Source organism: Mesorhizobium sp. B2-2-4 (assembly GCF_006442375.1).
Taxonomy (GTDB): Bacteria; Pseudomonadota; Alphaproteobacteria; order Rhizobiales; family Rhizobiaceae; genus Mesorhizobium.
Window position 1 is genome coordinate 227,094 of the sequence record NZ_VFWB01000007.1, and the last position, 24,764, is coordinate 251,857.

The 24,764-nt window shown below is 61.8% G+C and carries 22 protein-coding genes and 2 tRNA genes; 9 read left to right on the top strand and 15 right to left on the bottom strand.

Annotated features, from left to right (window positions below):
• Positions 1-36: 36 nt before the first annotated feature.
• Positions 37-1,701, bottom strand: coding sequence for a sugar ABC transporter substrate-binding protein (locus FJ959_RS19685; RefSeq protein WP_140493924.1), 1,665 nt, complete (start codon positions 1,699-1,701; stop codon positions 37-39).
• Between the two features lie 288 nt (positions 1,702-1,989).
• Between FJ959_RS19685 and ugpC the strand changes: the two genes are divergently transcribed.
• The 3 genes from ugpC to rbsK are packed head-to-tail and all read left to right on the top strand — an operon-like array spanning position 1,990 to position 4,453.
• Complete coding sequence (gene ugpC / locus FJ959_RS19690; protein ID WP_140631582.1) at positions 1,990-3,039, top strand: sn-glycerol-3-phosphate ABC transporter ATP-binding protein UgpC; 1,050 nt, start codon at positions 1,990-1,992, stop codon at positions 3,037-3,039.
• Positions 3,040-3,066: 27 nt separating this feature from the next.
• Complete coding sequence (locus FJ959_RS19695) at positions 3,067-3,519, top strand: RbsD/FucU family protein (RefSeq protein WP_140493920.1); 453 nt, start codon at positions 3,067-3,069, stop codon at positions 3,517-3,519.
• A 4-nt stretch (positions 3,520-3,523) separates the two neighbouring features.
• Complete coding sequence (rbsK, locus tag FJ959_RS19700; protein ID WP_140631585.1) at positions 3,524-4,453, top strand: ribokinase; 930 nt, start codon at positions 3,524-3,526, stop codon at positions 4,451-4,453.
• A 26-nt stretch (positions 4,454-4,479) separates the two neighbouring features.
• Here rbsK and FJ959_RS19705 read toward each other — a convergent pair.
• Positions 4,480-4,555: transfer RNA gene (locus FJ959_RS19705), tRNA-Val, on the bottom strand.
• Between the two features lie 216 nt (positions 4,556-4,771).
• Between FJ959_RS19705 and FJ959_RS19710 the strand changes: the two genes are divergently transcribed.
• Positions 4,772-4,848, top strand: a tRNA-Asp gene (locus FJ959_RS19710).
• Between the two features lie 46 nt (positions 4,849-4,894).
• Here FJ959_RS19710 and FJ959_RS31850 read toward each other — a convergent pair.
• From FJ959_RS31850 to FJ959_RS19755, 10 genes are all read right to left on the bottom strand, one after another.
• The gene (locus FJ959_RS31850; RefSeq protein WP_181171936.1) at positions 4,895-5,044 is read right to left on the bottom strand and encodes a hypothetical protein; all 150 of its coding nucleotides are present in this window, start codon (positions 5,042-5,044) and stop codon (positions 4,895-4,897) included.
• Between the two features lie 129 nt (positions 5,045-5,173).
• Complete coding sequence (locus tag FJ959_RS19715; protein ID WP_140631588.1) at positions 5,174-6,925, bottom strand: sulfatase-like hydrolase/transferase; 1,752 nt, start codon at positions 6,923-6,925, stop codon at positions 5,174-5,176.
• 36 nt (positions 6,926-6,961) lie between these two features.
• Entirely contained in the window at positions 6,962-8,368 is a 1,407-nt protein-coding gene (locus tag FJ959_RS19720; RefSeq protein ID WP_140631590.1) for a 50S ribosomal protein L11 methyltransferase, read from the bottom strand.
• The gene (locus FJ959_RS19725; RefSeq protein ID WP_140495002.1) at positions 8,365-8,574 is read right to left on the bottom strand and encodes a hypothetical protein; all 210 of its coding nucleotides are present in this window, start codon (positions 8,572-8,574) and stop codon (positions 8,365-8,367) included. Before FJ959_RS19725 ends, FJ959_RS19720 begins: the two co-directional genes overlap by 4 nt.
• Before the next feature lie 849 nt (positions 8,575-9,423).
• Positions 9,424-9,627, bottom strand: a complete 204-nt coding sequence (locus tag FJ959_RS19730) for a CsbD family protein (protein ID WP_140493912.1) — start codon at positions 9,625-9,627, stop codon at positions 9,424-9,426.
• 157 nt (positions 9,628-9,784) lie between these two features.
• On the bottom strand, positions 9,785-10,570 hold the full coding sequence (locus tag FJ959_RS19735) for an SDR family oxidoreductase (RefSeq protein ID WP_140631593.1): 786 nt from the start codon (positions 10,568-10,570) through the stop codon (positions 9,785-9,787).
• Positions 10,567-11,562, bottom strand: coding sequence for an ABC transporter permease (locus FJ959_RS19740; protein ID WP_140556947.1), 996 nt, complete (start codon positions 11,560-11,562; stop codon positions 10,567-10,569). The genes FJ959_RS19735 and FJ959_RS19740 overlap by 4 nt, the downstream gene beginning before the upstream one ends.
• Before the next feature lie 105 nt (positions 11,563-11,667).
• Positions 11,668-12,708: a sugar ABC transporter substrate-binding protein gene (locus FJ959_RS19745; RefSeq protein WP_140515774.1), complete on the bottom strand. Its 1,041-nt coding sequence runs from the start codon at positions 12,706-12,708 to the stop codon at positions 11,668-11,670.
• Positions 12,709-12,747: 39 nt separating this feature from the next.
• Positions 12,748-13,512 (bottom strand): ATP-binding cassette domain-containing protein, encoded by a 765-nt coding sequence (locus FJ959_RS19750; RefSeq protein WP_140493903.1) that lies wholly within the window; start codon positions 13,510-13,512, stop codon positions 12,748-12,750.
• Positions 13,512-14,675, bottom strand: a complete 1,164-nt coding sequence (locus FJ959_RS19755; RefSeq protein WP_140631596.1) for an ROK family transcriptional regulator — start codon at positions 14,673-14,675, stop codon at positions 13,512-13,514. The genes FJ959_RS19750 and FJ959_RS19755 overlap by 1 nt, the downstream gene beginning before the upstream one ends.
• 149 nt (positions 14,676-14,824) lie before the next feature.
• Between FJ959_RS19755 and FJ959_RS31855 the strand changes: the two genes are divergently transcribed.
• Positions 14,825-14,992, top strand: coding sequence for a hypothetical protein (locus FJ959_RS31855; protein WP_181168489.1), 168 nt, complete (start codon positions 14,825-14,827; stop codon positions 14,990-14,992).
• A 36-nt stretch (positions 14,993-15,028) separates the two neighbouring features.
• On the opposite strand, the gene FJ959_RS19760 is transcribed toward FJ959_RS31855, so the two are convergent.
• Both FJ959_RS19760 and FJ959_RS19765 read right to left on the bottom strand, forming a co-directional pair.
• Positions 15,029-16,333 carry a M23 family metallopeptidase gene (locus FJ959_RS19760; RefSeq protein ID WP_140631598.1) on the bottom strand — a complete coding sequence of 435 codons (1,305 nt, stop codon included), beginning with the start codon at positions 16,331-16,333 and terminating at the stop codon, positions 15,029-15,031.
• Positions 16,334-16,492: 159 nt separating this feature from the next.
• Positions 16,493-16,960 (bottom strand): peroxiredoxin, encoded by a 468-nt coding sequence (locus tag FJ959_RS19765; RefSeq protein ID WP_140631601.1) that lies wholly within the window; start codon positions 16,958-16,960, stop codon positions 16,493-16,495.
• Positions 16,961-17,055: 95 nt separating this feature from the next.
• Between FJ959_RS19765 and FJ959_RS19770 the strand changes: the two genes are divergently transcribed.
• Entirely contained in the window at positions 17,056-20,445 is a 3,390-nt protein-coding gene (locus FJ959_RS19770) for a DUF3971 domain-containing protein (RefSeq protein ID WP_140631603.1), read from the top strand.
• A 7-nt stretch (positions 20,446-20,452) separates the two neighbouring features.
• On the opposite strand, the gene tyrS is transcribed toward FJ959_RS19770, so the two are convergent.
• Complete coding sequence (gene tyrS, locus FJ959_RS19775) at positions 20,453-21,706, bottom strand: tyrosine--tRNA ligase (RefSeq protein WP_140631606.1); 1,254 nt, start codon at positions 21,704-21,706, stop codon at positions 20,453-20,455.
• A gap of 299 nt (positions 21,707-22,005) precedes the next feature.
• On the opposite strand from tyrS, the gene FJ959_RS19780 reads away from it, so the two are divergent.
• The 3 genes from FJ959_RS19780 to FJ959_RS19790 are packed head-to-tail and all read left to right on the top strand — an operon-like array spanning position 22,006 to position 24,758.
• A complete protein-coding gene (locus tag FJ959_RS19780; protein ID WP_140515786.1) occupies positions 22,006-22,740 on the top strand; it encodes a glycosyltransferase family 2 protein in 735 nt (244 codons plus the stop codon).
• Entirely contained in the window at positions 22,733-23,065 is a 333-nt protein-coding gene (locus FJ959_RS19785; protein WP_140493889.1) for a lipid-A-disaccharide synthase N-terminal domain-containing protein, read from the top strand. The genes FJ959_RS19780 and FJ959_RS19785 overlap by 8 nt, the downstream gene beginning before the upstream one ends.
• Before the next feature lie 43 nt (positions 23,066-23,108).
• Entirely contained in the window at positions 23,109-24,758 is a 1,650-nt protein-coding gene (locus tag FJ959_RS19790; protein ID WP_181171935.1) for a glycosyltransferase family 39 protein, read from the top strand.
• Positions 24,759-24,764: the final 6 nt, after the last annotated feature.

Below are 24,764 nucleotides of genomic sequence, written 5' to 3' on the forward strand. Positions count from 1 at the left end.
ACGTTCCGCCGGGCCGTGATCCATCATAACGCCTGCCTACAGGCCGAGCGAGGCCTTGTAGAGCTTGATCTGGTTGTCACGGCCGATCTGGTCGGTCAGCTTCTCCCAGGCCGCGGCAATGGCGTCTGCGCCCTCCTGGGCCTTCATCTTGCCGGCGAAGGTGTTAGCCAGAATGTCCTCGGCGGCTGAATAGTATTGGAAGATGCCGGGAATGCGTGGCTCGATCGCCGCGTTCGGGTGGTTGTAGCTGTCCGATTCCGACTTGAGATAGGAGGTGATGAAGGCTTCGTCATAGCCCGCCGCCACCCACTCCGGAATGTCGAAATGTGAGTTGCGGTAGGGCTGGAAGCCAGACGGGTACATCGCCGTCCAGATCGACAGGTCCTTGCCGCCGAGATGGGCGGCGGCGGACCATGCCGCCTTCTTCTTCTTCTCGTCGCTATCGACGCGGGCCATGACGTATACGCCCCAGCCGAGATAGGCGCAGTTCGGCGCATAGTTCGGTCCGCTGGCGAGTTTGTCCCACTGCCCGGTCTTGGAGTTGTAGACATCGTCGGAGCCGGGCAGGATCGAGAAGCCGGTGACGTCGCCCACGACGGAGGAGTCGTTGGTCTTGACGTTCGAGCCGACATCGCCCCACCAGGTGACCATCGAGCCGGTGCCGGCCAGGAACTGCTGGAAGGCGGTGGTGTTTGGATCGGCGTTGATTTGGTCGGCAGGCTCCGAAGGCAGCGCGTCGATCACGTCCTGTATGGCGCGCACCCAGGCCGGATTGTTGATGCGCGGCTTCATCGTGTCGGCGTCGAACAGCCAGGCCTTGTCGTCGGGGTGCTTGGCGTAGGCGGTGGCGCGGCTGCCGAGGAAATAGAAGCCGAATCCGCCCCAGGGTTTCGGCGCGTCGAGATAGCCGTAGACGTCCTGACCCTTGACCTGCTTGCCCTTGAGGAACTTGGTGACCGCCTGGACCTGCTGCCAGGTCTTCGGCACGCCCCATTCACCGCCGCCGCCGCCGTCCTTCCAGGCCTTGGCGAGGTCGGCATCGGAAAACACATCGGTGCGGTAATTGAAATTATGAGCGTCGCCGTCGACGGTCACGCGGTACTGCTTGCCGTTCCAGGTGCCGACAGGCGGCTTCAGATAGTTGACGAGGTCGTCGAAATCGATCTGGGTCTTGACCCAGTCGGGCATCTCGGACGTGAGGCCCTTGCCGCAGACGTCGCCCTCGAACGGCGCGCCCATCTCGATGATGTCGAAGTCGACCGTGCCGGTGGCGATCGACTGCTGCAGACGGGCATTGTAGTCGGCCTGCGCCAGATCGATCCAGTTGATCTTGGCGCCGGTATAGGTTTCCCAAGGCTTCAGGAAGCCGCGGAACAGCACATTGTGCAGGTTCTGGTTGTTGAGACCCATGAAGGTAAGCTCGACGCCGGCGAATTCGCCTTCCTTGACATTGGCCTTGGTCGCCTCGAGGCAGAGCTCGCCGACCTTCTGGAAGTCGGCGTCGGTCGGCTGACCCTTGCCCACGCCGGGGATCTGCAGGATTTTCGAGCGCAGCTCACTGGCGGCGGAGGCCGGGCGCGTGAGGGCGCCGAGCCCGGCGCCGGATGCGGCAGCGATCGCGGCCATCGAGGCCGCGCCCTTCAATATGTCGCGTCGGGTTGCCCCCGCGCGGACCAGCGTTTCGTAGAGACCTGTTTTCATCGATGTTCCTCCCAGAATATCTGTTGTGAATGCGGCCAAATTTCTCAGGCGCTGGAGCGCCAAACGATTCTCCCGGTTCGGAAACGAACGATGCAGGACCCCACCTGCTCGATTGAAGTTCCGTTTTTTTGGTTCGGGCAACCGGTATTCGGACCAGCGCCCGTCACTATTCTCGCAACCAAACGCCGTGTCAACGAGACCGGGTTTTGTCGGGAAGAGACCGGCTTGCCCTGGCAGGTCGCGTTGGTTAGCTTCTGCGCATACGGCAATGGAGCCGATGGGGGAGATATGGCTCAAGTCGCGATCAGCAAAGTGGCCAAGGCGTTTGGAACCGTCAAGGTTCTGCACGAAGTCAGCGTCGATATATCTGACGGCCAATTCGTGGTGCTGGTCGGTCCTTCGGGTTGCGGCAAGTCCACGCTGCTGAGAATGGTGGCGGGGCTGGAGACCGTCTCCGGCGGCACGATCGCCATCGGCGACCGTGTGGTCAACCACTTGCCGCCGGCCAAGCGCGACATCGCCATGGTGTTCCAGAACTATGCGCTCTATCCGCACAAGACAGTCGAGCAGAACATGGCCTTTGCGCTCAAGCTGCGCAAAACCGATCCGGCCGTGGTTGCCGAGCGGGTCAAGCGCGCCGCCGACATCCTCGACCTCAACCCTTATCTGAAACGCTATCCCCGGCAGCTTTCCGGCGGCCAGCGCCAGCGCGTCGCCATGGGCCGCGCCATCGTGCGCAACCCGCAGGTGTTCCTGTTTGACGAGCCGCTCTCAAATCTCGACGCCAAGCTGCGCGTGCAGATGCGCACCGAGATCAAGGAACTGCACCAGCGGCTGAAGACCACCACCATCTATGTCACGCATGACCAGATCGAAGCCATGACCATGGCCGACAAGATCGTGGTGATGCGCGACGGCCGCATTGAACAGGTCGGCGCACCGCTGGAACTGTTCGACCGGCCTGCCAACTTGTTTGTCGCCGGCTTCATTGGCTCTCCGTCGATGAACCTGCTCAAGGGCGTCGCGCGCAAGGGCGGTGTCGACATCGCCGGCGCTCTGTTCCCGGTCGCGCCCGGCAGCGCCGTGGAGGAAGGGCGCGCCGTCGTCTATGGCGTGCGCCCGGAGCATCTCGAGATCCATGCCGATGGCGTGCCTGCCAAGATTTCGGTGGTCGAGCCGACTGGCTCGGAAACCCTGGTCTTCCTGCGTTTCGGGGACGGCGAGATGGTGGCGCTGTTCCGCGAACGCCACGACTTCAAGCCCGGCGATACGCTCAAGCTCAGGCCGCGGCTCCACCACATCCATCTGTTCGATGCCGAGACCGGCAGGCGTCTCTGATCTCAAACTCATTTCACGAGGAATATCATGCTTAAAGGGATCAATCCGCTCCTCAATGCCGACGTGCTCCAGGCATTGCGGGCGATGGGACACGGCGACGACCTGATTGTCGCCGACACCAACTTCCCCTCCGATTCGGTGGCGCGCCAGACGGCGCTCGGGCGGCTGCTGCGCATCGACGCGCCGGCGGCGCAAGTCGTGAAGGCGGTGCTGTCGCTCTACCCGCTGGATACGTTCGTCGACGATTCGGCCGCGCGCATGGAGATCGTCGGCAAGCCGGACGAGATCCCGCCCGTCCAGCAGGAAGTGCAAAAGGAGATCGACGCCGCCGAGGGCAAGCCATGGCCGATGCTGCCGGTCGAGCGCTACGCTTTCTACGAGCGCGCCAAGCAGGCTTACTGCGTCATCCAGACCGGCGAGCGCCGTTTCTACGGCTGTTTTGCCTTCCGCAAGGGCGTAGTCCCGCCGGATGCGGAGTAGCGGCATGCTGGCCGGCAAGCCGATCGTCATCCTCGGAGTCTTTGTCGCCGACACGGCCTATCACGCCGCGCGGCAGCCGCGCATGGGCGAGACGATCCTCGGAACGTCCTTCACCCTCGGTCCCGGCGGCAAGGGTTCGAACCAGGCGGTTGCGGCCGGTAAGCTCGGCGCCGATGCAACCTTCCTCACGCGCCTCGGCGTCGATGCCTTCGCCGACATGGCCAAGCGCACCTGGAAGGACGCCGGCGTGAAGAATGCCGTGATCGACACGCCCGACAGCTATACGGGCGCTGCCTATATTTTCGTCGAGGAGGGCACCGGCAACAACGCCATCATCGTCAGCCCCGGCGCGGCGATGCTGATCTCGCCCGACGACATCGAGGCCAATGCCGCCCTGATTCGTGGTGCCGGCGTCTTCGTGACGCAACTCGAACAGCCCATCGAGGCGGCGCTGCGGGCGTTGGAGATCGCGCGCGGGGCAGGGGTGACGACCATCCTCAACCCGGCTCCAGCGGCCAGGCTCCCCGACCGCATCTATTCGCTCTGCGACTACCTCACGCCCAACGAGACGGAGACGGAGGAGTTGACCGGCATGAAGGTCGCCTCTGTCGATGACGCCCGCGCAGCCGCCGGCAAGCTGCTCGAAAAGGGCGCCGGCGCCGTCATCGTCACGTTGGGAGAGAAAGGCGCATTGCTGCACACGAGGGATCGGTCCGAACATGTCGCCGCCGTCAGCGCCGGCCCGGTGGTCGAGACCACGGGAGCCGGCGATGCCTTCAATGGCGGCCTGGCCGCCGCGCTGTCGCGTGGGATGGAGCCCCTGCAAGCCGTGCGCTTTGCCTGCGCCGTTGCGGGCATTTCGGTGACGAGGCCAGGCACCGCGCCGTCCATGCCGGACTTGCACGAGGTCGAGGCGCTGCTGGCAAGGGGCTGAGGCGTTTTGAATGAAAGGCGCCTGAATGGTGGGCGATGACGGGCTCGAACCGCCGACATCTTCGGTGTAAACGAAGCGCTCTACCAACTGAGCTAATCGCCCGCTCCGGGCCGGACCTTTAAGCGGTCGGGGCCAGCTTCGCAAGGCCAAATGAGCGTGGGACGCCGTCGTTGCGGGCCGTATTTGCGAACAACACGCCGGCTGTCAAAAAACCTTCTCCAGTTTGATGTTATGATGGTTTCGTGCGCTTGACACCCGGTGGCGAACCCCTTATCCAGCGCCCAACGACGAACGCGGCTGACACGTGCTCGTCAATGCGCGGGTGTAGCTCAGTTGGTTAGAGTGCCGGCCTGTCACGCCGGAGGTCGCGGGTTCGAGCCCCGTCACTCGCGCCATTAGTTTCAAGGGGGTAGCTACCGCCCCTTGAAAAAGTTTCAACTCTCATTTTCCGGAGAGTTTCAACTTTTCGTATTCATTCCGTTCCTGGCCGAGCAGTTTCCTGCCCCTACGTCGGGCTGCGCAGACGGCTACCAGATTGACCGGCATGTACGTCTTCTGGATCGCCTTGTTCTGGTCGATTGAATTGGCCATCTTGGCCGAGATCGCCTCGATCGAAGCGCCGCTGGCGCGGCGTTGGCCTCGACCGCACCGGAACGCCCAACGTCCATGAACCGGGCGGGCCGAGGGGGGACGCATCGCGATATTCAAGCGGTTCAACCGCTACGGCACCGGTATAGTCTCGGTTTGTGTGAAGACTGCATGTCCGGCCGTGAACACTACGGTATTGGCTAGCAGCGGAGAAATGCCCCCATCGTGCGGATAGACAAAGAATTTTTGCGGGCGCACGCGGATGCTTTCACAGGATCCTGTTAGGCAGGGCAACAAACTCAGACCATCGTGAGGTCGGTTAGGCTGGTGCCCGATCGCGTCCATTATTGTGGGATAGACGTCGATCAACTGCGATTCTCCGTCAGATACCGCAAAATCAGAGTCCGATTGAGATGGCTTAATCATGAGGGTTGCCATCGACCTGCTTTCAAATGCTGCGGTGGTGCCTCCAAATGCGGTGATGCCGGAGTGATACGGCGGACTCATCTCTGAGCCAACGAGTCCATTCAAAAAGCCTGCCCACCCGGACCCGTGGTCAGATTGTATGACGATAATGGCGTCGTCATAGCGGTCCAGTCGCTTGAGCTCTTGCAAGAACTCCACAACAAGCTTCATGGCGCAACTGGCCTGAGACCTATAGGCAGCCTGGATCCCGACCGCCGCACGTTCGGGATCGACCATGCAATTTGCATCGAGCACGTAGGGGCCATGAGGAAGGATCGCTTGGAACAATGTGTATCTGCCGCGCGCGGCAAACCGCTGTTCATTCGCGATCAGATATTTCATCCCCACAACAGCCTGAAATGGATGGACGCCTTGTTCTACGGTCTTCGGGATGTAGCTTTCCGCTTTGCGCTCAAATACCGCGCTAATCCGTTCGCCGGCCGAGTGTCCCCACCCCAGGGCCTCATTTGTCAAGAAATTTGGAAACAATTTTGCAAATAATAGTCCAGAAAATTCGACAATTTGCGGATGCTTTATTGAGTACTGGTACTTGGTGATCTGCTCTGGCGTGAAGAATACATCTGCAACATTTGTCTGCAATATCTCCGGAAGCCCCACAACATCAACTGTGTAACCATCCGTCCGAAGATCTTTCAGCAATCCTTGATCGAAGGCTGCTCTCCAGGCGGGAAAGCTTCCGCTCCGAAATATGGTACCGGTCAGATAGCTCGCAACCGACGATAACGTATACGGATAGTTTGAAATATTCCGGCGCATAAACGTAAACCCGCGAAAAATGCTCCGGTCATTCATCTCTTCGATGGCGGCAAGTGCAAAATCTGACTGCATCTCATCGAGATGAAAGTGATATATATTTGGAAGGTCCGAGCGGCCATTTATAGACAAGCCGGATTTAGGAGAGTTTTCGGTTTCAGCCGGTGGCACTGGCAGGCCCGCAGCAACAGTGGCCAATCCGGCAATTAACGCGATCGATAGGATGGCAAAAACCCGAACCAGCGTGCCTAGAGTCGTAACTGCACCCACCGCCAACAGCGCGACCAAGATGGCAACTTCTACCGCAGTGATGGAGATGGGCTCCGGGCTTGCGAATGATGCGCCATCTAAGCGACTCAGCTGAACGGGGGCAAAAACGTCGGCGAGTAATACGAAGGCCCCTAGAAGCAAATACGCCTTTTTTACGAAATCCCGAATCCCGAACAAGGTTAGAGTGGATACAAATATCAAAATAAATGCGCCACCATAAATGAAAATAGTGGGGAGCCAAATATCATACCCCAATTCCTTGGCGTTTTTCGCATAAAGTTCCAATGGAAAAAATACGAAAAGAACTAATATTGGAAACAGTAAGGCGAGAAATGCCATCGAAATTCTAACAATGCGATTGGAATTAATGCCCATTCGAAAATACCCGATGAAGTACCATCTCTTTTTAATTCATCGCCTATCGAATTGATAAAGTGTACGGCCGGTGGCTGACACTGTTTGTTTCTTCGCAATGCGGGAAACGGACGTGAGTGCGCATTCGAACGAAGAAGGGTTATAATCGGGGAAGATATCCTCTCGAAGAGCAAGCATGTGTCGAATTGTTGGATCATCCTTAGGGACGAACTCGATTATGCCGGTGGGAGCAACGTCAACAATCCATTTGACGGCCTGGTGCAAAGGCACGTTTCTGCCAATGGCAAGATGGTGCTCAAAAGCGAGAGCAAGAACCGCATCAGCTCTGAATCTGGACGAGAAACCCTTTCGTTCCTTCTGAGCCCATCCTTGATCAGGGCTGGGGTTCGCAGCATCCAGCCACAACGGAAGAAAGTTCATTTTAGCTGACGCGGCCCGCGAAAATCCGATGTCGACTGCGGTCTGATCGAAGTCGAAGCCAACTACCGCTTTCGCGCCACCCTCCAAGGCGGCGACCGAAAAGTCGCCAGTATTGCAGCCCAGATCGATTGCGGTGGCGACTTGGCCGGATGCCGCGAAATCGTGGATCATTTGCCGCTTTGTCGAGGCCTCTTGACTGGAGTAGGTGTTCATACTCGCGTATGCGCCCCACACAGTCTTGCCGGTGTCGGCCGGCTCTAGGCGTGCGATCCACCGGCGCAATTGGGATAAAATGCCGTGATACCCCGCCCGCGGTAGCTTTCTGCTTCGGCTAACCCTTTTGACAGCGTTGCTGGGATCATTCACGGAGCTCTGTTCAAGGCGACTTTGCAGCGTGACGTGGGTCAACATGTTCCACGAAAATCGCTCAGAAAATGTGAGCAAGCGAGCAAAATCGCGGGTGGAAATGCCCTCCAGCGCACCCCTGAACCATGAATTGTGGGCGATTCCCTTCACAGCTCGGAGAAGCAGCGGATTAAGAAACTGCTCGCAGAATTGTCTGTGACCCGTCCAATACTCCCCGTCCCGATATGGCCTAACAGAGAGGATATCGATGAAGATGGGCTTGGAGCCAACGAACTGCACATTGTAGGCGCTTGCGTCAGAAAGGACAAAATTCTCGGCCAATAGTTGTATTTGCAGGTCAAGATGATGCAGTGCTGCTGCCTTCAACGCACCGAAAGACCATTCGTAGGGATAGCTCAAGAATGGTATCGCTCCGTGTTCCAACACGTAAGCTGGTTTTCCTACGACCTCGGGCCAATCTGCGGGGGCAACCTCACTGGTTCGGACTATTTTATCCAGCTCGGCGTAACGTAGCAGGATGCCCGCATCCCGGGCGGCCTCATAGCTCGCTTTGCCCTGGTCGGTCACTGTGCGGAAAACCCGGCCATCGGAAACAAAGACCGACCCGGAAGGATCTCGGAACGATCCGTCCTCAAAAACTAGTCCTGAACCTTTCATTTCCGGTCTGTACGATTCTTACCGAAAATGCGCGCCAACAGCAGTTTGAGGCGATTGTAATAGATGGTTAACACGGTGGTGCCCGCCGCGACACCTGCAATCAAGCCCTGCAGCAGCATGCTCCCGGTGCCCGGGTCGAGATATGCGTGAGCCGACACCGTCAGACTCAATAAATATAGCATCCCAAGTGAAGCTGTCAGTCTCATCTTGTACAAAGGCCCATACTCCCCATCGGCTCTGCGCGCGGTTGCTGTTTAATGCGCCTTTAATGCGATCCAACGCGTTTGACCAGACATTTGTCACAAATCTTTCACACTTCGAGAAACTTGTGGTGACGGAAATGGCCGCGACAGCGTGTCGCTAGTGAGCCACTCTGTCGCTGTGCGGCGCCAAACATTTCGGATTTTTGCGATCGAACATGTCTCCGCCAAAATGGTCAACGAACGCCTTCGTCGCGGCGGGTCGGCGAAGTGAAGGCGATAGTCCTCATATTTGCCGCTCTACCATATCGACGGCACGTGCCCGTTCGATGAGTGATGGCGCCGGGGGTTAACACGATTACGTTTGGCATCAGTGGGAGGTCGGCTTCTCGGTTGCTGCCGCTTGGGCGTCGATTGCGTCGCTCCTTGACCTGCAACATCATGGCGTGGGGCTGCTTGAATAACGATGTACTTGGCGCCGTGCCGAGCCAAGGTGGCCGGCGCCCTTTTTTGGGGGCGGGTGGGGTAAACCCGACTTGCAGGACGCCGGCCAGGCGGGTTGGGGTCCGCCAAGAAGTATAATGCCAGAAAACCTTCTGGTTCGATATTCCGCGATAACGGAACATCTGCGCGACATGCGCGAGTTCCAGCCGATCTCAAGGGGCTTGTGGTTCGGCTGTTCATCCCTAGCGTAGATAGCGCATATCGGCTTTCTGGCCGCAGATATTGAAGGTGTAGACGTTGTGCTTCTTGTGCGCCGCGCGCCATCATGCGGACGGCCGGGAGAGGCGGGGAGCCCGTCGACCGTAGGCATAACGGCTCTCGGGAAGACGCCTTTTATGGCAGCTCTGCTATCTACCAGCCCTGCCGACTATACCAGTCGTCGACGTCTCGGCGTACGCGATCCTTCTCGATGCCGTAGCGTTCCTGGATAATGCCCTCAAGCTGATCGCGTTTGCCGGCGATGCGGTCGAGATCATCATCAGTGAGCTTCCCCCACTGCTCCTTGACTTTACCCTTGACCTGCTTCCAGTTTCCTTCGACGCGGTTCCAATCCATTGTGGCTATCTCCTGAATCACACATGGAAGAACGGGTGTATCGCCATGAGGTTCCGGTGGGCCAAATCCCCGTCGATTACCGCCAGCGGGAACGCTGCGGTTGCGCTTGGCATCAGTGATGATGTGCGCCGGCTTTCTTGTTCCCCTCACGCGTTGTTCACGGCGGCGCCAGCCTGAAGTCGCTCCCCTCCGGCAGCAATTGCCCGCCATCGACGACAATCGTGGTGCCGGTGATGTAGCTGGCATCGTCGGAGGCCAGGAACAGGAAGGCATTGGCGACGTCGCGCGGGCTGCCCAGCCGGCCGAGCGGAATGGCGTCTTCCATGTTCTTGATGAAGGCAGCACCCCGGTGAAGCTCCATTCCCTCGGTGAGAATGTTGCCGGGTTCGACGCCGTTGACGGTTATGCCGTAGCCGGCGAATTCGAGCGCCGCCGAACGGATCAGCCCGTTTATGCCTGCCTTGGTCGCGGAATAGTGGCCGTGGCCGGGACTGGTGACGTGCGGTCCGGTGATCGAGGAGGTGAACAGCATGCGCCCGCGGCGCTGCGCCTTCATCGGCACCAGTGCGGCGCGAGCGGCATTGAAACTGCCGCGCAGATTGACCGCCATGACGCGATCCCAGTCGTCCGGGCTGGTGTTCTCCAGCAATTGCCAGGGATAAATGCCGGCGTTCTGGACGATGATGTCGAGGCGGCCATGGTGCGCGAGCGCCAGCGCGACGGCGGCCTCGACATCGGCCAAAAGCGAGATGTCCGTGCCGATGAAGGCGGCGTCAAGTTCACTGGCGGTCGCTCGCCCCACCTCGATCTCGGTGTCGGCAAGCACAAGCCTGGCGCCTTCTTCGGCGAAACGTTGGGCGATGCCCTTGCCGATGCCGCGCGCGGCGCCGACGATCAGCGCCACTTTGCCCGACAGTCTTCCGGTCTCTGGCCCTACGGTCATGCGAGCCTCTGGCGAATGGTTTGCTTGAAGGCGTCGAGCAGGACCGCCGCCAGCACCAGCAGGCCGTGAATGACCTGGGTGAAGTTGGCGGGCAGGCCCATCAGATTGATCGCCGTGTTGATGGCCGACAAAAGCAGCACGCCGGCATAGACGCCGGGTAAGGTGCCGACGCCGCCTTTCAGGCTGACGCCGCCGATGACGACGGCGGCAAAGGCGTTGAACAGCAGGCCGACGCCGAGATTGGCGGTGGCGCCCGATGTGCGGATGGCGAGCAGCCAGCCGGCAAGGCCGGCTATGGCGCCGGCAAGTACGAACGCGATGATCAGGTTGCGGTTGACGCGGATGCCGGCGCGGAAGGTCGCCGTCTCGTTGCCGCCGATCATCACCAGATGCCTGCCGAAAGGCGTCTTGGCCATGATCAGCGAGAAGACGACGAAGCAGGCAATCGCGATCCAGGCGGTGAGCGGCAGACCGATCAGCCGCTGGATGCCGAACCAGCGGATGGCAGGCGCCAGATCCTGCGCCGAGCGGCCGCCGGAAATGACCAGCACCAGGCCGCGCACCCAGATGTAGGAGGCCAGAGTGATGATGAAGGCGCTCATCTTGACCTTGACGACCAGGAATCCGTTGAAAGCGCCGATGACGCCGCCGACGGCAAGCGCCAGCAGCAGCGAGACCGGCACCATCAGCCAGTCCGGATGCAACTGTACGCCGAAGCCGATGCCCGAAGAGCAGAACAGGATGCCGACCACCATGGCGCTGAGCGCGGCCACCGATTCGACCGACAGGTCCATGTGCCCGGCGATGATGACCAGCGCCAGGCCTATCGACATCACGCCCAGCACGCTGGAGGCTTCGATGATGTTGGCGAAAATACCGAGCTGGAAATAGTTGGGAATGAAAAGGGAGAACACCACCAGCACGAAGACCAGCATGAACCAGACGAGATTATCGAGGACGAACTCGAGGATTTGACGGGTGCGGGGGCTCATGGGCTGATCCGGTTTGGGTTCGAATGCCGCGGCGGCTCTATGCCGGGCAATTCTGCCGGGCAGGGCGGCTCCGGGCGGGTGGCCCGGAGCCGTTCTGGGGAAGGTTTATTCGACGGGCTTAACGGTGTCCGTCGGCGGCTTCTGGTTGCCCCAGAAGGCTGGATTGTCGACGTTCTCCTTGGTGATCGCGGCACCCGGGATCTTGATGTTGGGGCCCCAGGCCTCCTTGGTCACCACTGATTTCAGCCCAAGCACGTCATAGTCGCCGGGCTTGATCTCCTGCTTGTTGACGACCTTGTCCATGAACATGGCGACGGCCGCGGCCTGCGCGTAGAGCGGCTGTTCGACTTCGACGTTGAGCCAGCCCTTGCGGATCAGGTCGAGGCCGACCGGCGCGCCGTTCGAACTCATCAGCATGACGTCGCCCGGCTTCTTGCCGGCGGCCTCGAGCGAGGCGACGGCGGCGACCGAAAGATGCGCGGCGTGGCTGAAGATCAGGTCGATGTCGGGGTTGGCAAGCATCTGGTCGGCGACGATGGTGCCGGCGTTGCTGGCCTCCCATTGCATGGCCGGCAGCGAGATAATCTTGACGTCCGGGAACGCCTTCATCTTCTCTTCAAAGCCTTTCTGGATGTCCAGCGTGTAGGGATCGCCGGGGTCGCCGAGCACCTGCAGGATCTTGCCCTTCACAGCGCCGTTCTTGGCCTTCAGCAGCGCTTCGGCCTGTTCGGCGGCGACGTGGCCGATCTCGACAGTGCCGGCTACCGAGGTGAAGTCGGACGGAGTGGAGGTGATCTGGCGATCGAATTCCACGACAGGTATGCCGGCCGCGCGCGCGGCCTCGATCGACGGCTTCAGCGCGTTGAAGTCGACGGCGGCCAGGATGATCGCCTTCGGTTTCAGCGCGATGACGTCGTTCATCTGCGATTGCTGGGCGTCGGTCTTGTTGTCGGCGTTCAGCGTCTTCATCTCGTAGCCGACCTGTTTCAGGAACAGTTCCAGCGCGCTCACCGAGCCGGTCTGGAACTCGTCGAGCAAGGTCGGCACCATGTAGTAGACGGTACCCTTGGACTGGGCGAATGCCGGCGTGAGCGTGGCAACTGCCAGTGCCAGGATACCTAGGACAGAAAGAAGTATTCGTTTCATGTCGTTGGCTCCTCTAGTGCCGGACCCCTCTTTTGTCCCTCAGCCCGCCGGTCCGGCACCGGCAAGCGTCTCGCCGGTGATCATGTTGATCACCGCATCGGGACTTGTTTTGTTGCGTGCGACATCGCCGGCCACGACGCCTTGCCGGATCACCACGATCCGGTCTGCGACCTGGAAGGCCTGCTGCATGATGTGGGTGATGATGACGACGCCGATGCCCTGGTTCGCCACTTGGCGGATCATGTCGAGGCCGCGCCGCGTCTGTTCGACGCCAAGCGCTGCGAACGGCTCGTCGAGCAGCACAAGCTTGCCGCCCCAGTGCACGAAGCGGTTGAGCTCGATGGCTTGCCGCTGCCCGCCCGAGAGATGCTCGACATTGGTGCGCAATGACGGAATACGGGTGCCGGCGCTGGCAAGCGCCTTGCCGACCACGGCCTCCATCGCCCGCTCGTCGAGCACTGGAATGCCGAGCACCTTGCGCGTGATCTCACGGCCCATGAAGAAATTGGCCACCACGTCGACATTGGTGCACAGCGACAGGTCCTGATAGACGGTCTCGATGCCCGCCGCCTTGGCCTCGGCGGGGGATTTGGCAAGGAACTCCTTGCCTTCGAACAGCATGCGGCCGGAGGTGGGCTCCAGGCCGCCGGCGATGATCTTGACCAGCGTCGACTTCCCGGCGCCGTTGTCGCCCAGCAACGCGACCACCTCGCCCTTGCCGATCGAGAAGCTGATACCCTTCAGCGCCTGGATCGCGCCGTAGTTCTTGGTGACGTTGTCGAGCACCAGCAAGGGTTCGCTCATCAGGCAACCTCCCTGGCTGTCAGAATATCGCGGCCGCGTTCGCGCCCGGCGGTGAACATCTGGCCGAAGCGTGGCGACAACACGCCAGAGACGGCCAATGCGGCCGCGCCGCGCAGCACGGCTTGCTGGCCGCCGCCGGCGACGACGATGCGTGGCGTCTTGCGGTCCTTGCGGGCCGAAACCGAATTGTGCAGAGGCGCAGCCGATCTCGCCAGGCGTTCGAGCAGGTCCGGCGCCGCCAGCCCGCCGAGCACGACCGTCTCGGGGTCGAAAAGGTTCTCGATGATGGCAATGGCGTTGCGGAAGATCGGGCCGACCTCGGCGACCCAATCGGCATCGCTGCCCTTCCAGCGCCCTCGCGCTTCGAGCGAGACATAACGTTCGAGGCAACCGCGATTGCCGCACGGGCAAAGCTCGCCATTGGGAACGACGGGAATATGGCCGATCTCGCCGGCATTGCCCCAGGCGCCGCGCAGGACGCTGCCGTCATGCATCATGGCGCTGCCAAGTCCGACGCCGAAATAGAGATAGTAATATTCGGAATGCTGGGCGCCGATGCCGTAGAGGCGCTCGCCCATGGCGGCCGCAGCCATGTCGCCGTCGAAAAAGGCCGGCAATCCTGTCGCCGCCGTCAGCCGCTCGCGCAGCGCCACGTCCTTCCAGCCGGCCATTGTGGTCGGCCCGATGAAGCTCATCGTGTCCACGCCGAACGGGCCGGGAAGCGCCATGCCGATGCCGATGACGCGGCCCGCGGCGCGCGTTCCGGTCAGGTCGCGGACCATGGCGCGGACCTGGTCGAACGCATGATCGGGCGTCGCGTTGGGGGCCTCGCGGTGCAAGCTGTCGATCACGTCACCGCTGAGATTGATCAGCGCCGCGTCGATCCCCAGCGGCGTCAGGTGGATGCCGACGGCATAGCCGCCCTCGGGATTGATGCGCAGCGTCGCCGGTGGCAGGCCACGGCCCTTCGGCTCCTCGCGTACGGACAGGACGTAACCCTGCTCCTCCAGTTCGCGAACGATGGTCGATACGGTTTGAACGGTGAGGCCGACATGCCTGGCGATATCGCCCCTGGCGATGGGGCCGTACCGGCGGATCGATTCGAGCACGATGCGTCGGTTGTACGGCCGCCCGAACTCCTGATTGGTCCCTCGCAATGCCATGCCTTGCGTCCCCGGTTGAGGCAAGGTTGGCACCAAATATTTATTCAGTCAAATGGAATTCAAAAATGCACCGCATTTGAGGGACGCGCCCGCTACGGCGGAAAAGCCGGCCGGTGTCCGGCTGATCACCGCGCCCTAGATAGCGGGACATGGATAAGATTTATGTCTTGCTGATCTTTGCCGCGGCCATTGCCATCATCTGCCTGGGCGGCAGATGGAACACATCTGATACCGACCACTATATGGGCTTCGACAATTTGCGGTCGCCCCGAAAGGGAAAAGCCCTGAACGGCGACAAGGATGCGAAAAAGCAATGAGGACGGCGCGGGATGGCGGCGGCCTGGGCCCGTGCGTTAGAGATACTGCGCGACCTTCTTGCCGACCGTGAGGAAACGCAAAGGATCGATCGCTTCGCCATTGTGGCGGACTTCGTAATGCAGATGCGGGCCGGTCGAGCGACCGCTGCTGCCGGTCTTGCCGATGACAGCGCCGGCATCCACTTTTTCGCCCACGGTCACGTCGATTTCGCTGAGATGTCCATAGCGCGTGGCAAACCCGTTGCCGTGATCGACTTCGACCATGCGGCCATAGCCGCCATTCCAGCCGGCCTTGGTGACCACGCCTGGCGCGGTGACCTTGGCCGCCATGCCGATCGGCGCCCTGAAGTCCATTCCCGAATGCAGGGCGGCCGTGCCGAGGATCGGGTCGGTGCGCACGCCGAACGGGCTGGTGACGGAATGACCGGGTGCGGGATTGGCGAGCGGCAGCCGGCGTGCTTCCTTCTTGAGTTGATCGAGCGTGTCCAGCGCCTCGTCCAGTTCCTTGACCTTGCTGTCGAAAAACATCGAGCTGTCGAGCGGGATCAGCGGTCCGCCGACATCGCTTTCGTTCTTGCCGAAATCACTGTCGACCGGCAGCCCGGCCGCCTCGAGCGCCTGGGTTATGGCGTCGGCATTCTTGTAGGCGTTATCAGCAAGTATGCTGATGCGCGTGAGCTGGTCGTTCTCGATGGATTTCAACGACTTGTTGATCGAAATGAACAGTTTGTCGGCACGATCGGCGGCCGAATCGTTCGGCAGCGGATCGGAGCGGGTCGCCCACAGGGAGAACGGCCTGGTGTCGGCGGTGCCAGTGGCGGCGCCGAGGCTGGCCAGCGCGTAGCTTTGAGCAGGCTGGGCGATGCTGCCGGTCACTTCGGCGTGTTTGTCAGGCTTTGCCGGCGCTGCCGGATCTTCGGCCGTCGCTGCGCCGACTTCATTTTCGGCGCGGTCGAGCAGCGGGCCGAGGCGGCCGTGGCGCTGGCTGAGCTGCGTCTGGCGCTCCAAAAGCTCGCTCACCTTGGTTTCCATCAATTGCTGGTCAAGCAACTGCCGGCTGGTGATGCGGTCGACCTGGGCGCGAAGCGCCGAGATGCGGTCTTCGTAAGCCTGCTGCATGCGGGCCTGGCGCGCGGTGGTGGCGCCGATCAGGTCGTCGCGCAGCACGAGATAGGAGGTGGCCAGCAGGTAACCGATGGCGATCGCCGCCAGCGCCGAACCGAGAAATACAACCAGCCAGGGCCGGATCGTGAAGTGCCTGATCTCGCTGCCGCGGGCGATGATGACTGTATGCGGTTCCTTGCGCCTGCCAAAGATCGCGGACTGACCGGTTGCGTTCACGGGACCAAGCTTTCGTTTACGACACCACGACAGCCCGACTACACATTATTAAGGTTAACAAAGCTTTGCCGAAGCAAGACGCCGGCAAGAATTGCCCGCAAAGCGAGCATGGGGTTGCTTCGCGTCGCTTTCTGAAAACAAGGGCGCGGAGGCGCCCCCTTAAATCGCCCGCACAGCTTCCAGCACCTCCTCGGCATGGCCCTTGACGCGGACCTTGCGCCAGATCCTGGCGATGCGCCCGTCGCGGCCGATCAGGAACGTCGCGCGCTCGACACCCATGTATTTGCGGCCATACATCGATTTTTCGACCCAAAGGTGGTAGGCCTCGATCACCTTGCGCTCCTCGTCGGAGGCAAGGTCGATGGTAAGATCGTATTTCGACTTGAACTTGTCGTGCTTCCTGGCGCTGTCGGGCGACAGGCCGATCACGACGGCGCCGGCCTTCTCGAACTCCGGCTTCAACTGCGTAAAGCTGATCGCTTCGGCGGTGCAGCCGCTGGTGTCGTCCTGTGGGTAGAAGTAGAGGACGACAGGTCTGCCGGCAAAGCCGGCCAGGCTGAGCGAACCACCGCCGTCCCGCGGCAACTCGAATTGCGGCGCGGGATCGCCCACATTGAGGTCAGCCATATCCATGCCCTTGTTTGAGGTTACGCGCGAAGCCACACCGATATAGTGTCGAGCGGGGATTCGTCCACGAGCGAGTTCGTAGAACGGAAAATTGCGTGGATCAGGAGCAACCGCAGCACGAGAAGATCAGGTTCAGGCGGGATGAAATCACCGACCTGGGCGCCTTGCCATCGGCTTGCCGCGTTCCGCCGCTCGGCCAGGCGGCGATCGGCCGCGGCTTTCGTATCCTATCGCGGCTGTTTGCCGGCGCCGTTGCGCTGGTGCTGCTGGCGGCGGTGGCTGTCTATCTCATCGGTGTCTCCGGAATAGGGGCCGACCGGCTGCGCGTCGAGGCGGAGGCCGCCATCGAGAAGCTTGCGGGCGTCGATGTCGATGTTGCGGTCGGGCCCGCCCGCATCACCCTCGACAGTTCGAGCTTCGTCGCGCTCCAGGTGAGCGACGTCAGCCTGAAGGCCAGCGACGGTAAACCCATGGCCGATGCGGGCAGGGTGCGTTTCGGCATCCGCCTGCTGCCGCTGCTTCGAGGCGAGGTGCGGCTGACCAGCGCCAGGATTTCCGATGCGCGCATCGTTACCGCGGCGATGCCGTCGGGCGGCGACTGGACGGCCGAACTGCGCAATCGAGACGGGCTGATCGATCCCGAAAAACTGTCCGATGCGCTCTTTGCCAATATCAATCACGCTCTCGATGCGGTGCGCGAGGAATCGCTGCACCGTATCGATCTTCACAATGTGGCATTCGTCTTGCCCGACACCGAGGCGGTCAGGTTGATCACCGTCGCCGAGGCGGTCGTCCTGCAGTCGGGGACAGGCGGCATGGAGTTCTCCTCGCAGGCAAATGTCGACGGCAAGGCGGTGACCGTCGCCGCATCCGCCAGCCGCGATGCCGAGACCCGGCGCGTGATGTCGCTGGATGCCACCGTCGGCATCGCCGAAGACGGCGGCGAAAGCGGCGCAATGGCGTCCGGCGGCAAGTTGGGGGCGCTCAGCGTGACGCTCAAAGGGTCGCAGGGGGCCGACGACACCGCGTCGCGGCTGACGGCTGCCCTGTCGTCCAGGGGATCGGTGCTTGATCTCGGCACGCGTGGCCTGTTGTCGGCCGATGTCGATGTCGGCGCCACGCTCGTCCGCGGCAGCAACAAGATCCAGGTGGACAGGCTGTTGCTGAAGACCGGCCGCTCGACCTTCGATTTCGCCGGCTCGATCGGGCCCAGGCCCGCGACCGGCGCCGCCGGAGAGGAGCCGGCCTACCGATACGATCTGACCAGTGACGGCTCGACACTGGCGCCTTCGGAATCGCCGGAGCCAGCGCTCACCTTCCTTGCCCGCATCGCCGGCGTCTACCAGACCAAAAGCCATAAATTGGTAGCCGATCAGATCGCGGTCCGGTCGGCCGCTTCCAGCGAGGTCCTTGGAACCGCGGCCGTGCAGTTCGTTGACGGCAAGGCTCCCGGCATCAATCTGGCGCTCAACGTGCATGACATGCCGGTCTCGCACGTCAAGCAGCTTTGGCCATGGTTTTCGGCGCGCAATGCACGGCTCTGGGTATTGGACAATCTGTTCGGCGGCCGCGTCGTCGATGCCAATCTTCAATTCCAGGTGGTGCCTGATCGCCTCGGCAATGGCGTGCCGCTTTCCGCCGACGAGGTGTTCGGCCGCTTCCAGATCGAAGGATCGCGTTTCGACACGGCTGGCCGCATTCCGCCGATACGCGATGCCGTCGGTGTCGTCGCCTTCCACGGCAATGACGTCGATATCTCCCTGTCTTCCGGTACTGTCTTCATGCCCAGCGGCCGCACGGTGGCGGCCAGCAACGGCACGCTGACCGTCAAGGCGGCCAACCGCCCGCCGGTCGTCGGCGCGCTCGACATCGACGTTGCCGGCGAAGCGTCCGCGGTCGCTGAACTTGCCTCCTACGAGCCGATCAATGCCATGCGCCATGTCGGCTTCCTGCCCGAAGACCTGTCCGGCAGCGTCACCGGCCATGTCAGGGCCGATATTCCGCTGCAATCCGGCGTCGACAGCTCGAAGCTCGATTGGCTGGTATCGCTCGACTACAGCGGGCTTTCCTTGGCCAAGCCGTTCGAAGGCCAGACCGTGACGGATGCCGATGGTTCCGTCACGGTCGACCCTGAAAAGGCTGTCATTTCCACCAAGGCATCCCTGAACGGCATTCCGGCCGAACTCGACCTGATCGAGCCGCTGGAGGATGGCGGACCGGCACGCAGCCGCAAGGTGGCCCTGGTGCTCGACGACAAGATCCGCGCCGCCGCCATGCCGGGGCTGGCCCCGTTGCTGGGCGGAACAGTGAAGGTAGCGATCGACAAAAGCGGGGAGGGCAACCAGAACGTCTCGGCCGACCTGACCAATGCCAGGCTCGACATTCCCTGGGCCGGATGGAGCAAGGGGGCAGGGGTCCCCGCAAGTGCCACATTCGTCATGACCACGTCCGGCGACACCACGACGCTGTCCGACTTCGACCTCGACGGCAAGACATTCTCCGTCGACGGCAACATCGTGCTGGTCAACGGGGCCCTGTCCTCGGCAAAGTTCAGCAAAGTCGCCCTGAACCGGGGCGACGACGTGGCGGTGTCCGTCAAGCGATCGGGCAGGGGCTATGCAGTCAACGTCAGCGGCAATGCCCTGGATGCCCGCTCGCTGATCAAGCAGTTCACCTCCGACGTCGACACCGCGACCAAGACGACGGGCGCCGACGCGATTTCCGTCAGCGCCGACGTCGATCGGCTGACCGGTTTCCACGACGAGCAATTGTCCAACCTCAAGCTCGATTACAGCGCGGCCGGTTCGAAGGTGAACGGGCTGAAGGTCAGCGCCACTGCAAGTTCGGGAGCCGCCATAGCCATCAGCAACACGAGCAGCGCCGGCCGGCGCTCGCTCAACGTACAGTCGGCGGACGCCGGTGCGATACTCAGATTCCTCAACATCTACGAGCACATGGAAGGTGGGGCGATTGCCCTGGCCTTGTCGGGAGCGGGCGACGGGCCGATGAAGGGCAAGGTGGACACGACCAACTTCTTCGTCGTCAACGAACCGAAGCTCGCCTCCATCGTCTCGACCACGCCGGCAGGCGACAGCCGCAGCCTCAATCAGGCGGTCAAGGGCAAGCTCGACACCTCGCGGGTACAGTTCGAACGAGGCTACGCCGAGATCGAGAAGGGCAGCGGCTATCTCAGGCTGGCCAATGGCGTGCTGCGCGGTCCCCGCATCGGCACGACGTTCCAGGGCACGCTCTATGACCAGAACAACAACATGGACATGACCGGCACCTTCATGCCGGTCTACGGCCTCAACCGCATCTTCGGTGAACTGCCCATCGTCGGCGCGCTTTTGGGCAATGGCCGCGACCGCGGCCTGATCGGCGTGACCTACCGGCTCAAGGGCAACGCCAACAAGCCGCTGCTCGACATCAACCCGCTCTCGGTGATCGCGCCGGGGATATTCAGGTCGATCTTCGAGTACCGGTGAAGGGGCCTCAGATCGGCCGCACCAAAATGTGTTTTTTCCTGCCGAGTGAAAGCTTTACGACGTTTTCCGGACTCAAATCCTGAAGCGTGACCGTGCGACGGTCATCGCTGACAGGCTGATCATTGAGCCGCACCGCACCGCCTTGCACATGCCGCCGCGCTTCGCCGTTGGACGCCGCCAGCCCGGCGGTCACCAGCAGCGCCAGGATGCCGACGCCGGCTTCGAGCTTGGCGTTTTCAACCTCGACGCTCGGCAGCGTCTCGGCGAGGGCACCTTCCTCGAAGGTCTTGCGTGCGGTTTCGCTGGCCTGTTCGGCGGCGCCGCGACCATGGAGCAACGCGGTGATCTGCGTGGCGAGGATCTTTTTCGCCTCGTTGATCTCGGACCCACCGAGCTTCTCCAGGCGCGCCACCTCGTCCAACGGCAGCGTCGTGTAGAGCTTCAGGAAACGGCCGACATCGGCGTCCTCGGTGTTGCGCCAATACTGCCAGAATTCGTAAGGCGAGAGCATCTCGGCATCGAGCCAGACCGCGCCCGTGGCGGACTTGCCCATCTTGGCGCCCGACGAGGTGGTGAGCAGCGGCGTCGTCAGCGCATAAAGCTGCGCGTCCTCCATGCGGCGACCGAGATCGATGCCGTTGATGATGTTGCCCCACTGGTCGGAGCCGCCCATCTGCAGACGGCAGCCGAGGCGCTTGTAGAGCTCGACGAAGTCGTAGGCCTGCAGGATCATGTAGTTGAATTCGAGGAAGGACAACGACTGCTCGCGGTCGAGCCGCAGCTTGACGGAATCGAACGCCAGCATGCGGTTGACCGAAAAGTGACGGCCGACGTCGCGCAGGAAATTGACGTAGTTGATCTCCATCAGCCAGTCGGCGTTGTTGACCATGATCGCGTCATTCGGGCCGCTGCCGAATTTGAGAAACGGCATGAAATTGCGGCGGATGCCGGCGAGATTGTCGTCGATGTCGCGCGGGGTCAGAAGCTTGCGCGCCTCGTCCTTGAAGGAAGGGTCGCCGATCATCGAGGTGCCGCCGCCCATCAAGGCGATCGGCCGATGGCCGGTCTGCTGCAGCCAGTGCAACATCATGATCTGGATCAGCGAGCCGGCGTGCAGGCTCTTGGCGGTCGCGTCGAAGCCGATATAGGCCGTCACCGTCTCCTTGGCGAAGAGATCGTCCAGCCCGGCATCATCCGAAGTCTGGTGGATGAAGCCGCGCTCGCTCATCGTGCGCAGGAAATCGGATTTGAAGGCAGGCATTTTTTCTTTCCCGAAGCGTCCGCCCGTCCGGCGCGGGCGTATGTGAAAGCGCGCGTTTAGCACCCAAGCGCGATCAGCAAAAGTGGATTCCGGTGTTGCGCCCGATCGCACTTCGACCAGGGGCTTGGCAATCACTTGTTGTTGAAACGCCGCAAGCCGCCTCTCGGCGCGGATGCTTGCTTCATTGTTTGTGCTGGCGTAATGAGGCGCGCGCCAAAAGGTCCTTGCAGCCCACGACCTCAAGCGGCACCGCACGGCATCCACCCAATGCCATATCCGACGACAGAGCCCCACGCGACATGCCGGACGCATTGATATCCATCGTCATTCCTTGCAGGAACGAGGCGGCAAACCTGCCGCTGCTGATCGATGAGATCGAGGCGGCGATGACCGGGCGCGACTTCGAACTGATCATCGTCAACGACGGCTCGACCGACGAAACCGCAGCCGTTCTCGCCAGGCAGGCAGCACTTCGCCCGTTTCCAGTCAGGGAATTGCGGCACGAGAAATCCGCCGGCCAGAGCCTCTCGGTACGCTCCGGCGCCTGGGCGGCGCGCGGAAGCATCGTCGCCACGATCGACGGCGATGGCCAGAACGATCCTCAGTACATTCCCATGCTGGTCGACGCCTTGCGGCGGGCCGGGCCCGGCTACGGCGCCGCGCAAGGGCAGCGCCTGAAGCGCCGCGACAGCAAGGTCAAGCAACTGGCATCGCGGTTCGCCAACTGGCTGAGAAACGCCATCCTGCATGACGAGACGCGCGACACAGGCTGCGGCCTGAAGGCGGTCCACACCGAGATCCTGCGCAAGCTGCCGTTCTTCGACGGCACCCATCGTTTCGTTCCGGCGCTGGTCATCCAGGAAGGATACCATGTCGTGCATTGCGACGTCGTCGACCGCTCCCGCCGCCACGGCAAGTCGAACTACGGAATTTTCGACCGTGGCCTGCAGGGCGTGCTCGATCTCTGCGGCGTCTGGTGGCTGCGCCGCAGGCGTCGCCGGATGCCAAAAGTAGAGGAAATCACGCATGGTTAACGTGCTTCAGGAACTGGTGACCTGGATCCACCGGGTCTTCATCGAACAGTTCAACGCGTGGATCCTGCTCGGCTTCGTCGCCCAGTTCTTTTTCACCATGCGCTTCGTCGTGCAGTGGCTCGCATCGGAAAAGGCCAAGCGAAGCGTCGTGCCGATCGCCTTCTGGTTCTTCTCGCTGTTCGGCGGAGGTCTGTTGCTGATTTATGCGATCAAGCGGCAGGACCCGGTGTTCATCGCCGGCCAGGGCATGGGCTTGTTCATCTACATCAGAAATCTCTGGCTGATCGCCAATGAACGCAAGGCGGCGATGACGAAGGTCGATTGAGCGGCTTTGCGCATCAGGGAAGAATGGTCGGAGAGGCTGGAATATGGCGCTGAACAGGAACTACATCCTTCTTTTCCTGTTCAGCCTGGTGATGACGGTGTCGGGACTTGCGTCCATGCCGCCGCTGGACCGTGACGAGCCGCGCTTCGTCCAGGCCACCAAGCAGATGGTCGAGAGCGGCGATTATGTCGACATCCGCTTTCAGGACGCTTCGCGCTACCAGAAGCCGATCGGCATCTATTGGCTGCAATCCGCGGCCGTGGCTCTAAGCGGCAAGGGCGCCGCCGCACCAATATGGGTCTACCGTCTGGTGTCGACGCTGGGCATCGCCCTGGCCGTTCTCGGCATCGCCTGGACGGGCACCAGGCTTTTCGGAGCCAGTGCCGGCATCGCCGCCGGCCTGGTGATGGCGGCGATCTTCGCCACCGCCTTCGAGGGCCGCGACGCCAAGACCGATGCGATGCTGCTGGCCTGCTGCGTGGCGGCGCAGGGCGCGCTGGCGCAGATTTACCTGGCATCGCGCCGCAACGAGCCCGTCGCCGGCCATCTGTGGTGGGTATTCTGGCTGGCGCAAGGGGCCGCGATCCTCATCAAGGGGCCGATCGCCCCACTGCTGTCGGCGCTCACCATCGCTGTCTTGTTTGCATTCGAACGCGACGGGCGCTGGCTGTCGAAGCTCAAGGTGGGGCGCGGCCTGCTGCTCGTCGTGCTGATCGTGTTGCCCTGGCTCGCCCTGATCACCTGGAAAAGCCACGGCGCCTTCCTCCAGCAGGCCGTCGGCAAGGATATGCTCGGCAAGGTCGCCCAGGGCGAGGAATCGCACGGCCTGCCGCCCGGCTTCTACATGTTGACCTATTCGCTGTTCATGTGGCCGTTCGGCCTGATCGCCGTCGGCGCCGGCCTGCAAGCCCTCAACCGGCTGCGCGACGATGTCAGGCTGCGCTTCTGCCTTGCCTGGTACATCCCCTTCTGGCTGGTATTCGAACTGATTCCGACCAAGCTGCCGCACTACGTGCTGCCGGCCTATCCCGGCATGGCGCTGCTGATCGGCTGGCTTTTGACATTGCAGCCGCAGGAAGCCAATGCGCCGCTCCGGCGCTGGCAGCAATGGTTATGGTGGTCGACTGCATTCGGCCTGGTCGTGGTCAGCCTCGGCCTGGCTGCGGTCTGCGTGGGCGCCCCGATCTATCTCACCCATACTTTCTCGTGGTGGAGCATTCCGGCGGCCGCGTCGGCGCTCGGCGCCGGCTATCTGGCCTTCTCGCGACAGTTGCAAGTGCCGCTTGCCCGTATCGGCGCCGTCGCCGCCTGTGCGGGCATCACCTACGGGTTGCTGTTTGGTATCATCGCCCCGTCCTTGAAGCCGATATGGCTGAGCCCGGCGATCAACCAGGCTGTGCGCGTCTACAAGCCTTGCGACACCTCGATGCTGGCGTCGGCGCGGTATCACGAGCCGAGCCTTGTGTTCCTGGTGGGCACGAAAACGATACTGACCGACATCGATGGCGTGGCAAAGCATCTGCTTGCCGACCCCGCCTGCGCGCTGGGACTGGCGCCGGTCGAGGATGAGCAGAAACTCAATGGATTGCTGGCCGGGCAAGGCAAGGCGGCGAGCCGTCTTACGACGATCGACGGGGTCAACTTTTCATCGGGAGACAAAATGTCGCTCGGCCTCTACCGTATCGCCCAATGAGTTCGA

Excerpts from the sequence above, each read along its gene's own strand:
- FJ959_RS19735 (WP_140631593.1), bottom strand. The coding sequence starts at position 10,570 with ATGACCGTAGGGCCAGAGACCGGAAGACTGTCGGGCAAAGTGGCGCTG.
- FJ959_RS19790 (WP_181171935.1), top strand. The coding sequence starts at position 23,109 with ATGGCGCTGAACAGGAACTACATCCTTCTTTTCCTGTTCAGCCTGGTG.
- FJ959_RS31850 (WP_181171936.1), bottom strand. The coding sequence starts at position 5,044 with ATGGCCAATTCAATCGACCAGAACAAGGCGATCCAGAAGACGTACATG.
- FJ959_RS19780 (WP_140515786.1), top strand. The coding sequence starts at position 22,006 with ATGCCGGACGCATTGATATCCATCGTCATTCCTTGCAGGAACGAGGCG.
- FJ959_RS19740 (WP_140556947.1), bottom strand. The coding sequence starts at position 11,562 with ATGAGCCCCCGCACCCGTCAAATCCTCGAGTTCGTCCTCGATAATCTC.
- FJ959_RS19745 (WP_140515774.1), bottom strand. The coding sequence starts at position 12,708 with ATGAAACGAATACTTCTTTCTGTCCTAGGTATCCTGGCACTGGCAGTT.
- FJ959_RS19725 (WP_140495002.1), bottom strand. The coding sequence starts at position 8,574 with ATGAGACTGACAGCTTCACTTGGGATGCTATATTTATTGAGTCTGACG.
- rbsK (WP_140631585.1), top strand. The coding sequence starts at position 3,524 with ATGCTGGCCGGCAAGCCGATCGTCATCCTCGGAGTCTTTGTCGCCGAC.
- FJ959_RS19685 (WP_140493924.1), bottom strand. The coding sequence starts at position 1,701 with ATGAAAACAGGTCTCTACGAAACGCTGGTCCGCGCGGGGGCAACCCGA.
- FJ959_RS19765 (WP_140631601.1), bottom strand. The coding sequence starts at position 16,960 with ATGGCTGACCTCAATGTGGGCGATCCCGCGCCGCAATTCGAGTTGCCG.
- FJ959_RS19715 (WP_140631588.1), bottom strand. The coding sequence starts at position 6,925 with ATGGGCATTAATTCCAATCGCATTGTTAGAATTTCGATGGCATTTCTC.
- tyrS (WP_140631606.1), bottom strand. The coding sequence starts at position 21,706 with ATGCCTGCCTTCAAATCCGATTTCCTGCGCACGATGAGCGAGCGCGGC.
- FJ959_RS19730 (WP_140493912.1), bottom strand. The coding sequence starts at position 9,627 with ATGGATTGGAACCGCGTCGAAGGAAACTGGAAGCAGGTCAAGGGTAAA.
- FJ959_RS19785 (WP_140493889.1), top strand. The coding sequence starts at position 22,733 with ATGGTTAACGTGCTTCAGGAACTGGTGACCTGGATCCACCGGGTCTTC.
- FJ959_RS19695 (WP_140493920.1), top strand. The coding sequence starts at position 3,067 with ATGCTTAAAGGGATCAATCCGCTCCTCAATGCCGACGTGCTCCAGGCA.
- FJ959_RS19750 (WP_140493903.1), bottom strand. The coding sequence starts at position 13,512 with ATGAGCGAACCCTTGCTGGTGCTCGACAACGTCACCAAGAACTACGGC.
- FJ959_RS31855 (WP_181168489.1), top strand. The coding sequence starts at position 14,825 with ATGGATAAGATTTATGTCTTGCTGATCTTTGCCGCGGCCATTGCCATC.
- FJ959_RS19720 (WP_140631590.1), bottom strand. The coding sequence starts at position 8,368 with ATGAAAGGTTCAGGACTAGTTTTTGAGGACGGATCGTTCCGAGATCCT.
- ugpC (WP_140631582.1), top strand. The coding sequence starts at position 1,990 with ATGGCTCAAGTCGCGATCAGCAAAGTGGCCAAGGCGTTTGGAACCGTC.
- FJ959_RS19755 (WP_140631596.1), bottom strand. The coding sequence starts at position 14,675 with ATGGCATTGCGAGGGACCAATCAGGAGTTCGGGCGGCCGTACAACCGA.